At 64.5% G+C, this 9,022-nt stretch carries 5 protein-coding genes and 2 pseudogenes; all 7 read right to left on the minus strand.

Annotated elements, in window-relative coordinates:
• Positions 1-14 precede the first annotated feature (14 nt).
• Positions 15-1,018 (minus strand): annotated as a pseudogene (locus J2850_RS27190) (DDE-type integrase/transposase/recombinase).
• Between the two features lie 290 nt (positions 1,019-1,308).
• A complete protein-coding gene (locus J2850_RS27195; RefSeq protein ID WP_209989242.1) occupies positions 1,309-3,210 on the minus strand; it encodes a tetratricopeptide repeat protein in 1,902 nt (633 codons plus the stop codon).
• A complete protein-coding gene (locus J2850_RS27200; RefSeq protein ID WP_209989245.1) occupies positions 3,207-4,175 on the minus strand; it encodes a GDP-mannose 4,6-dehydratase in 969 nt (322 codons plus the stop codon). Before J2850_RS27200 ends, J2850_RS27195 begins: the two co-directional genes overlap by 4 nt.
• Before the next feature lie 10 nt (positions 4,176-4,185).
• The gene (locus J2850_RS27205; RefSeq protein ID WP_209989247.1) at positions 4,186-6,120 is read right to left on the minus strand and encodes a tetratricopeptide repeat protein; all 1,935 of its coding nucleotides are present in this window, start codon (positions 6,118-6,120) and stop codon (positions 4,186-4,188) included.
• A gap of 315 nt (positions 6,121-6,435) precedes the next feature.
• Positions 6,436-7,233, minus strand: a complete 798-nt coding sequence (locus J2850_RS27210; RefSeq protein WP_209989249.1) for a hypothetical protein — start codon at positions 7,231-7,233, stop codon at positions 6,436-6,438.
• A 420-nt stretch (positions 7,234-7,653) separates the two neighbouring features.
• Positions 7,654-8,625 carry an amidohydrolase family protein gene (locus tag J2850_RS27215; RefSeq protein WP_209989251.1) on the minus strand — a complete coding sequence of 324 codons (972 nt, stop codon included), beginning with the start codon at positions 8,623-8,625 and terminating at the stop codon, positions 7,654-7,656.
• Between the two features lie 79 nt (positions 8,626-8,704).
• A pseudogene (locus J2850_RS27220) lies at positions 8,705-9,022 on the minus strand (TRAP transporter large permease subunit); the annotation flags it as partial.

Genomic DNA, 9,022 nt, shown 5'->3' on the forward strand with positions numbered 1-9,022 from the left:
GAAGCGATCATACTCTAGTTGTCAGGTTGCGACATCTCCTTGGCGCTGAAAACCATCAGCTGGGCCGCGATTTTGGTTTTGGTCAGGGAGCAGGGATCGGGAGGTCGATGGGTTGGATTGGTCAGCTCCGGCCTAGCTTTCAGGCGCTCGCTCACGACCTCGTCGGGGATCGGCCATCCAAGACCCGTTGGCGACGGGCGTTGTAGGCGAGATTGTAGCCCTTCAGCAGGCACTCCAAGGTCTGATGGGTGCCGATGCACATCACCAGTACCTCCCGACCGATCCGGCCGTTGAAGCGCTCGACCATGCCGTTGGTCTTGGGGGTGTAGGGCTTGGTCTTCCGGTGCTCGATGGCAAGTGCACTACAGGCCGCCTCAAACGCGTCGGCGGTGAAGCAGCTGCCGCGATCGGTCAGGACGTGGGTGATCGTGAAGGGAAAGGTGGCGGCTGCCTCCTTCAGAAAGGCAGTGGCGCAGGCCTCGGTCTCTTCGTCCTTGACCGCCAAGTGAACCCGCGGTGAGGCGCGGTCGATGGCGACGTAGAGGTAGCGCTTGCGCGGCACGCCGCCGATGACCTGCCACTTGGGCAAATGCTTGATGTCGATGTGGAGGAAGCCGAGATCATACTCCTTGAATTTCTTCACCTCTTTCACCGGCTTAGTCGATGGAGGCGGTGGCAGGCGGCCCAGCCCTTCGGCCTTGAGAATGCGGTAGACGGTGTCGCGGTTCAGATGCGGCAGGAAGTGGCGCAGGGTGAAGGTGAGATCGTCCAACGCAAAGCTGGTCATCCGGCGCAGCTCGCAGACGATGGCACGCTCCTCCTCGGAAGCCCGCCACCGCAGATGCTTCGGGCAGGCGGAATGGTCCTGGCAATCCTCCACGCCCCGCCGCCGCCATTTCCGGATGGTTTCGGTGCTCACGCCGTAGCGTTTGTCCAGCACGCCCGAGGGCTCGGCGGACGAGGCGTTGGCGGCGCGCACGGCCGGGGTGGTGCGGGCGTTGGGATGGATCTGGTACACGACGGCTCTCCATGGCCGGGAAGAAACCCGCCGTCGTCGCCATGGCAGAGGTTACCCGTTGCCGCCCCGCCATCAACCCTGGCCTTAGCGGGCCGCCGCCTTACGGCGGCTCATGGGGTTGACGGCGGGGCGGACGCCGGGTCAGCTTTGCTCATCATGGCATCGACGGACAGGTCTGCGCCGAGTTCCGGCACGCCGACGCACGACGTCATAAGGCGTCGCTCGAACCACGCGCCGTGTTTCCAGATAGCCCAACAGCTCACGTCCCAACAACGTTCCGCACCAAACAATTAAGGCGTCCAGGGCGTAAAGGGCCGAATCCGCTTTGCCTCCACGTCCGGCTCGACGAACAGCTCGGCGCGCCGGTTGAGCCGGGCGGCGAGTTGGCTGAACCCGCTCGCCGCGCTAATGCCGACGATGTCCGCCTGGGTCAGAACGTGGAAATCCTGCAGATACTCCAACCCCGGCCAATCGGGTGCCACGTCAGCCCGCACCACCGGTCGGAACTCGGCGAAGGCTCCCCGCACCGCCGCCAGATCGTCGCTGGCCAGATAAAGCACCGGCCGCGCGAGACCGGGCCAGATTTCCCGCAGCCACGCCAGATACCAGTCCGTCTCGGTTATCGGATAGCCGAAGGTGAGAAAGTCACCCCGCCGGATGTGGATTGCCACGACGGTCGCTCCTCCCTCTCGCAGGCGCCCGACCGCCGGATCGAGCCAGGGTGCCCAGACGGCACGCGGCTTGAGCCAGGATTGCACGTGCTCGCGATACCGCTCCTTGTGCTCGAAGAGGAAGAGCGGGGACAGCATGTCGCGGTTGGCCAGGGGCGGGGCGACCGCCCGCCCCGTAATCCATTCGTTGAGCCGGTACCGTGGAAAGAGCAGCGGCGGTAGAGGGCCGCTCTGGGGTGGGTCGTTAACGTCGAAGAACGCGCCGCCAACCCAGTCCGGTGTTTCCAGGACATAGCCGAACTGCTCGGCATAGAGCCGCAGCATCACGTATTCGAGTGCGTTGTGGGCGAATCGCCCGCGGTTTGCCAGCGTCGAGGAGGTAATGCGGAGACGCGTGCCACGCGGTCCAGCCGCTGGCCGCCGCAGTCTCACCCCCTTGTCTGCGAGAGCGGTGTGCAGTGCGGCAAGAGACTTGACGGTGAAGAACCAGCCGTGCTCGCTTCGGACCGGCGCCAGCCTTGCTGCGGCGGCGCGCGGGGTACCCTCGGCGAGGTCGACCGCCGCCAGGGCCGTCAGGCATTCCCCGAGATGGCGGACACCCGCGAACGACGTTTCGGCCAGCCTCTGGAAAAGGGCGCGCGCCTCCCCCAGCCGGTTGCTCCGGATCATGGTATTGGCCAACAGTTCGAGGAACTCAGGGACCGGAGCGCCTGGCGTCTCCAGGCTGTTCAGCAGCAACCGTTCCGCCTCGTCCTGGCGCCCGAGATCGGAGAGCGCATGCGCAAGGCGTGGCAAGGCGACGCCCAGCCCGCCAGCGGCGGCGCGCCGGTAGGCGAAGGCCGCCCCCATCGCATCGCCGGCCTCGTGATGGGCGTGGCCGAGGTTGTACCAGCATTCCGCACTGTCCGGCGCCAGGGCGGAGGCCTGCCGCAAGGCTGCCGCAGCCCTGCGGCCGTCTCCCCGCTCCAGGAGAGCCGATCCCAGATTCATTTGGGCCTGCGCGAGACCGGGCTCGACAACGACGGCGTTGCGCTGGCTGGCGATCGCCTCGTCGAGCCGCGCCGCGTGACGCAGCACGAGCCCGAGGTCGTGGTGTGACAGGCCCGTTCCGGGTTGAAGCCGGACCGCCCGGCGCAAGGCCGCGATGGCGTGGGGGGACATCGCGCTGCCCTGACGTTCGAGCGCTCCGCCGAGCCCGTGCCAAGCTGTCGCCCAGGCAGGGGCGAGGACGACGAGACGGCGCCATTCGGAAGTAGCCTCCACCGTGCGGCTGGCCTCGTTCAGGATGTTGGCGCGGTTGAAGCGCGCCTCCAGGAACTCCGGATTGAGCTGAAGCGCGCGGCCGATCAGCGCCAGCCCATCCTCGATCTGCCCGGAGCGCCGTAGGACGAGGCCGAGCAGATGCAGCGCATCGACCGCATTCGCGTCGGTGTCGAGCACGTGGCGGTAGAGAGCTCCGGCCTCGGCGAGGCGGCCGGCGCGGTGATGTTCCAGCGCCTTGGCCAGGAGATCGGCGATCACCGGCCGATCCGCCGAAGGTCGGCCTCGACCATCTCGACAACCAGCTCCTCAAGCCTGGTCAGCGGTTCCCAACCCAGTTCCCTCCGGGCCTTCGACGCGTCGGCCTCGATGCAGCGAACCTCTCTGGGACGCACCAGCACTGGATCGACTACGACATGGTCCTCCATGGCAAGGCCGACATGCCCGAAAGCGATCCGGCAGACATCGTGGACCGTGGATGTCCGGCCAGTCGCGATGACGTAATCGTCAGGCCGGTCCTGCTGAAGCATCAGGTGCATCGCGGATGCGTAGTCGCGGGCATGCCCCCAATCGCGGCGGCTGTCCAAATTCCCGAGCCGCAGCGTTTGCGCTTTCCCGAGCTTTATCCGGGCGACACCGTCCGCGATCTTGCCCAGGACGTAATCTGTGCCCCGTAAAGGCGATTCATGGTTGAACAGGATGGCGCAGCTAGCGTGAAGCCCAAGGGTGTCGCGGTAGTTGATGGCCGACAGATGGGCGAAGAGCTTGGCGACTGCGTAGGGGGAGCATGGAAGAAAACGGGTGGCTTCGTTCCGCCGATCCTGTTCGACGCTGCCAAACATTTCCGAGGATGAGGCTTGGAGAAATCTCGCCGAGGGCCATGATAACCTCAACGCCTCGAGCATCGTCAAAGCGGTCTGGGCCGTATCCTTCGTTGCCTGGATTGGGGCCTGCCAGGAAGCCCGGACCACCGATTGCCCCGCCAAATTGTACACCTCGTCCGGCCGCTCCCGCCCCAGCAGGTGCGACAGCCCGGACAAATCGGTCAGTTCCATTCCGACGACCCTGACGTCGCCGGCGACGCCGAGCGCCTGTAAACGGGGCAGGGGAGCGCCGAGCCGCTCCTTCCTGACGATACCGACGACCTCGTAGCCGTTGTCAAGGAGCGACCTTGATAGATAGGCGCCGTCCTGACCGGCAATTCCGGTGATCAGAGCTTTGGTCATCCTCGATGCCTCATGCCGCCAGCATCGACAGTTCCTGGGCGACACGCTCGACGACCGCGCCCCAGTTGCCGGATTCGGTTTGCTGGAACAGGCGCATTGTCGGATACCAGGGAGTGTCGGTACGGTTCTGGAGCCAGCGCCAGCAGCCGTCGTAGCGCGACAGCACCCACACCGGCTTGCCCAGCGCCCCAGCCAGATGAGCGACGGAGGTGTCGACGGTGATCACCAGATCCAGGCGCAGGATGAGCGCCGCCGTATCGGCGAAATCCTCGACCTCCCCCATCCCGTTCCAGAGCCTCATCCCTGCAGGGGGAGCATCGAGTTGGGTTGCCGGAGCCCCCATCTGAAGATTCACCAGAGTCACATTCGGAATCCGGGCGAGCGGCTCGAAATCGCGCAGCGTCATGCTGCGGCGCCGATCGGTCAGATTGGCGCGCAGCAAGCCGGGCCGCGGATCCCCTGACCACACCAGTCCAACCCGTAGGCCGGCACCGGGAAGTGGCTTGCCCAGCCATTTGCCGATGCTTGTCACCGGCGGAAAAAGATAAGGGACTGCACTGGGAATGCTATCCAGTTCCGTTCCGAAGACCCGCGGTAGCGACATCAACGAGCACAGGAAATCCGGCGCCGGGAACTGTTCGTTCAGGCCATGCACGGTTGCAACCTTCGGCATCTGTGCCACCAGCCGCTTCAAGGCCGGTTGCACCACCAGCACGACACGACCGCCCCGATCAGCGACAAGGGGAGCGTACCGTACGAAATGCAGGGTATCACCGTGCCCCTGTTCGGCGTGCAGCACGATGGTGGCTCCCTGAAGCGGTTCGCCTTGCCAGGGACGGCCGATGGGGGCGACAGCCGGAAGCTGCCCGGTTTCCCAACGGGCCTCGTAATGCTCCCATGCCTCCTTCAACTGCCCGGCTTTCAGCAGTGCGAGGGAGAGGTTGAAGCGCGCATCGGGATGCTTGGGCTCGGCCGCCAGCGTACGGCGGAACAGGGTCTCGGCCTGCACGAGGTTGCCCAGGTCGAGATGGATGATTCCAAGGTTGTTGGTCGCCGAGACATGGGAGGGCGCGATCCTCAGCGCTCTCAGGCACTGCGCCTCGGCGGATGCGAAGTCCGCCTGATCCTGGGCCTGTGACCTTACCACGTAGCCGAGGTTGGCGTAGGGATCGGGGTGGTCGGGCTTCAGAACGATCGAACGGCGGCATAGGCGGGTCGCAGCCGGTCCGTCGTTCATTTCCCAAACGACACTGGCAAGGTTGTTCCAGGCGCCGGCATGCTCGCGCGACAGCGTAAGCGCCCTGCGGTAGGCCACTGCCGCGTCCGGATAGACCTTCGAACGTGAGGCGACAGCGCCGATGTTGACGTAAGCCTGCACCGAAGCCGGGTCGATCGCGATCGCCGCCCGATAGGCCAGACGCGCCTCGCCCAGTTTGTTATTGAGGAGGCGGGCGTCGGCCATCGTGATCAGATCGGACACGGTGGGCACGCGCAGCCGCCAGAGCCATGTCTGCAAGGGCGGTTGTGCCGACAGCCGAGGGGATGGGGGAGCCTGTTTCAATAGATTCGCCAGCGCCTCCCAATAACTTGGATTGAGCGCTAAGGCCCGACGATACTCCTGGCTGGCCATGTCCTGCTGGTTGGACGCGCGATATGCCTCACCGAGGCTGTTCCTGTACATCGCCTGTGCTGTGTTGATCCTCAAGGCACGGCGGATCCACACCAATGCCTGATCCGTCAGTCCTTTTTGCAGTGCCACCAGCCCATGAAGGTGGAGTGCGTCGGACTGCGACGGATACAATGCCAGGATGCGGCAATAGAGAGCGTCAACGTTCGCATCGCCGGCGCGGTGACGAGCAATGGCAGCGGACAGCAGAGCGGATGCATCTGAGCCGGCGGCCGATGCCGATGAACCGTGGTCCCACCATTGCCGGGCCTGAACCATGACTTTCCTTTCCTAGTCGCGGGCAATTTGCAGCGCGCATATTCTTCTAGAAAGGGTACTTTGTATTTTTTGCCGGAGAAATGATCAATTCCAAACCCGAGGGTCGGGCCGGAAGCAGCATACTCCGCAACAAGTAGAGGATATGGAGGTAGTCACGAGGCTGCAAAGCCACCGTTATGGTGAAAGCTGCCAGGTCGGCCTTTGCGACTGTACGGTGTGTGATGACGGGATTTATCCGCTATTCAACCCCCTATCCTCGACAACGATGAGCTTTCGCTGCGTTGCCGGCAACGCTGTCAATTCATCAGCGCCCGGCTATGCCTTGAGGTCGAGCAGCCCCTCGGTTCCGGCCGCCCCCGTGGGCATGCCGTCGCAGAACAGAGGCAAGTCCGTCAGATCCTCGATATAGCCGCCGGTGGCAACGGAACCGGCGGCCTTGTCCCTGAGACCTTCCAAAGCGTCCTTGATCATGCGGACCAAAGGGCTATCGCTGTCGGCATTGTCAGGTGCCTGGCCGTTGTCCCACATGAACTGCTCATAACCGAACTGGACCGCGGCCCGTTGGGCCGCCCAATTGCTGGAGGCCTTCTCGTCGTCGCTGGCTCGCTTCAGAAAGGCTATGCCGGCGCGATAGCGGGCGGAAGGATTTCTGCCCGTCGGGTCGGCCGCCATCATGGCTTCGCCCTGCTGCTGCGACATGATCGATTGGGCGGTATCCTGTTCGTCCTTGGAAAAGCTGCCGCTGCTGTTGCTTGCAATGGCGAAGGGGGACCGGCGGTCCAGCCCGCCGTAAACGGTATCCCAACTGTCCTGAGTGGCGTGCATGTAGTCCATCGGCGTGCCTTGCGCGGCCATTTCCGCGTATTTAGCATCGATGGCCGCCCGAGTGTCCCGGGTGGTGGTCGCAAAATCCTTGTTTCCCACAGCCTGATTACTGAGGGAAAGTTGAGCCATCGTCGACAGCGTGATGATCGCAGCCAAGCCACGCACGCTGCCGGAAGAGCCGCTGCTTCCAGTCTTTGCCTCTGCCTCGCTCATGAAGGGGGATGGCTTCATGGCGAATGAAGCTGGTGGCTGCTGAGTTGCACTTGTAACAGGGGCGATCATCTTCATCGCTGGCTCGCCCGCGGGCGCAGACTTGCCGACACAGCGGCGCGTCGGAAAACCATAGAGCCTTCCGGTGGACGTGATGATCGTTTATCCTGCTTCAGGATGTGGCGAGGGCCAAGCCTCAAACTTTGAAGTTGACAACTCGGTCGCAACTTCAGCTGTTCCCACCCATGGCTTCCGTAGGTTGTGCGCGGCCTTGTGTCGGATGTTGGCCGCCTCTGGTGCTGGTGAGCCCGCTTCTGTGCCGGCCAGCCAAGCAACAGGCCTTTGCCGGGTGTTGTTCGACGTGATCCTCCTTGATCTTGGGATCTCTGGAGGAGGGCGGCGTGGCGGGCCGGATCGGCGCCTGCCGCTGCGCACCCTGCGCTCCCGAGGCTATGCGTTCGCAGCGCCGGTGGCGCAGTGACGGGACCGTCCGGCCGCTCAGCGCGACAGTTTCAGCAGGCGCTCGGCGTTGCCGTGGCAGACCAGTGAGCGCACCTCCTCCGCAAGCGGGGCGCTCTCGATGAAGTCCGCCGCGATGGCCGTGGATTCATACGGATAGTCGACCGAGAACATCACGGCCTCCGGCCCCATTTCGTCGATCGCGCATTGCAGGGCCGCGGGCGAGCAGACACCGGACGTGGTGATGACGATGTTGCGTCCGAAATACTCCGATGGCCGGTGCGCAAGCTGGATGCCGTGCGAATAGACCGCAAAGCGGCTGTCGAAGCGCCAGCGCAGCATGGGAAGCCCTTCGCCCATATGGCCAAGGATCAGCTTGAGGCGGGGGAAGCGGTCGAACACGCCCCCGAACAGCAGCCGCAGGGCATGCGTCCCGGTTTCGACACCCCAGCCCCACACTGCGCCGCTCAGCTCGGGATGGCCGGCATAGGCGGCGGGGAGCGGCGACGGATCGGTGGGGTGCAGGTAGAGCGGCACGTCCAGCGACTGCATGCGGTCCCAGAACTCGTCATAGGCGGGGTCGTCGTAATAGACCCCGTTGGTATGGCCGTTCACCAGGGCGCCCTTGAACCCCAATTCGGTCACGGCGCGGGTCAGTTCGTCGGCCGCGGCCCGCGGCGATTGCATGGGGAGCGAGGCGAAGCCGGCCAGGCGGTCCGGGTGCCTCGAGACCTGTCCGGCCAGGAAGTCGTTGTTCTCCTGCGCGTAGCGGACAGCCAGCGCTGTGTCGGGCTCGGCCTGCACGCTGGGGCCGGTCTGCGACAGGACCGCCACATCGATGCCTGCGAGATCCATCTCGGCCAAACGCTGATCGTCGAAATCCGCCAGCCGGGCTGCCAGCCGGGCTTGCGAGGCGCTGTCCATCAAGCTCGTGAACACCTTGGAGTAGCGCTCGAAACCGGGAGCCGTGAAATGCTCCTCCAGGGCGATCTTGCGGATCCTGTTCGTCATCCTCACCATTCCTTGCATGTCTTGGTGTCTTTGTGGCCGGCAGGCCCCCGGCAGTCGGGAGGATGCCGGGGGGCGCCCGTCAATTGCCTTTCTGGAACGGGCGCATGGCGTCGAGTGCCGGATCCGGATCCGGTTCCGGAGGGGCGTCGCCGCCTCCGATGCTGCCCGGGTCGAAGGGCTGCACGCCGCTGGAGATCTCGGGGATCTCGATCCTCACCTTGTCGAGGTCGATCGCCGGTCCGCGGTCCAGGCCTGAGAGGACGAGCTGCGGGAAGGCGATGACCAGCGCCACCATCACCAGTTGGATGCAGACGAACGGCACGGCACCCCAGTAGATCTGGCCGGTGGTGATCTTGCCGATCGTCTTGCCGGTGATCTTGTCGATGTAGTCGGTCTT

Source organism: Azospirillum picis (assembly GCF_017876115.1).
Lineage (GTDB): Bacteria > Pseudomonadota > Alphaproteobacteria > Azospirillales > Azospirillaceae > Azospirillum > Azospirillum picis.

Coding starts and splice junctions, on each gene's coding strand:
- J2850_RS27200 (WP_209989245.1), bottom strand. CDS start 4,175: ATGACCAAAGCTCTGATCACCGGAATTGCCGGTCAGGACGGCGCCTAT.
- J2850_RS27205 (WP_209989247.1), bottom strand. CDS start 6,120: ATGGTTCAGGCCCGGCAATGGTGGGACCACGGTTCATCGGCATCGGCC.
- J2850_RS27210 (WP_209989249.1), bottom strand. CDS start 7,233: ATGAAGATGATCGCCCCTGTTACAAGTGCAACTCAGCAGCCACCAGCT.
- J2850_RS27215 (WP_209989251.1), bottom strand. CDS start 8,625: ATGACGAACAGGATCCGCAAGATCGCCCTGGAGGAGCATTTCACGGCT.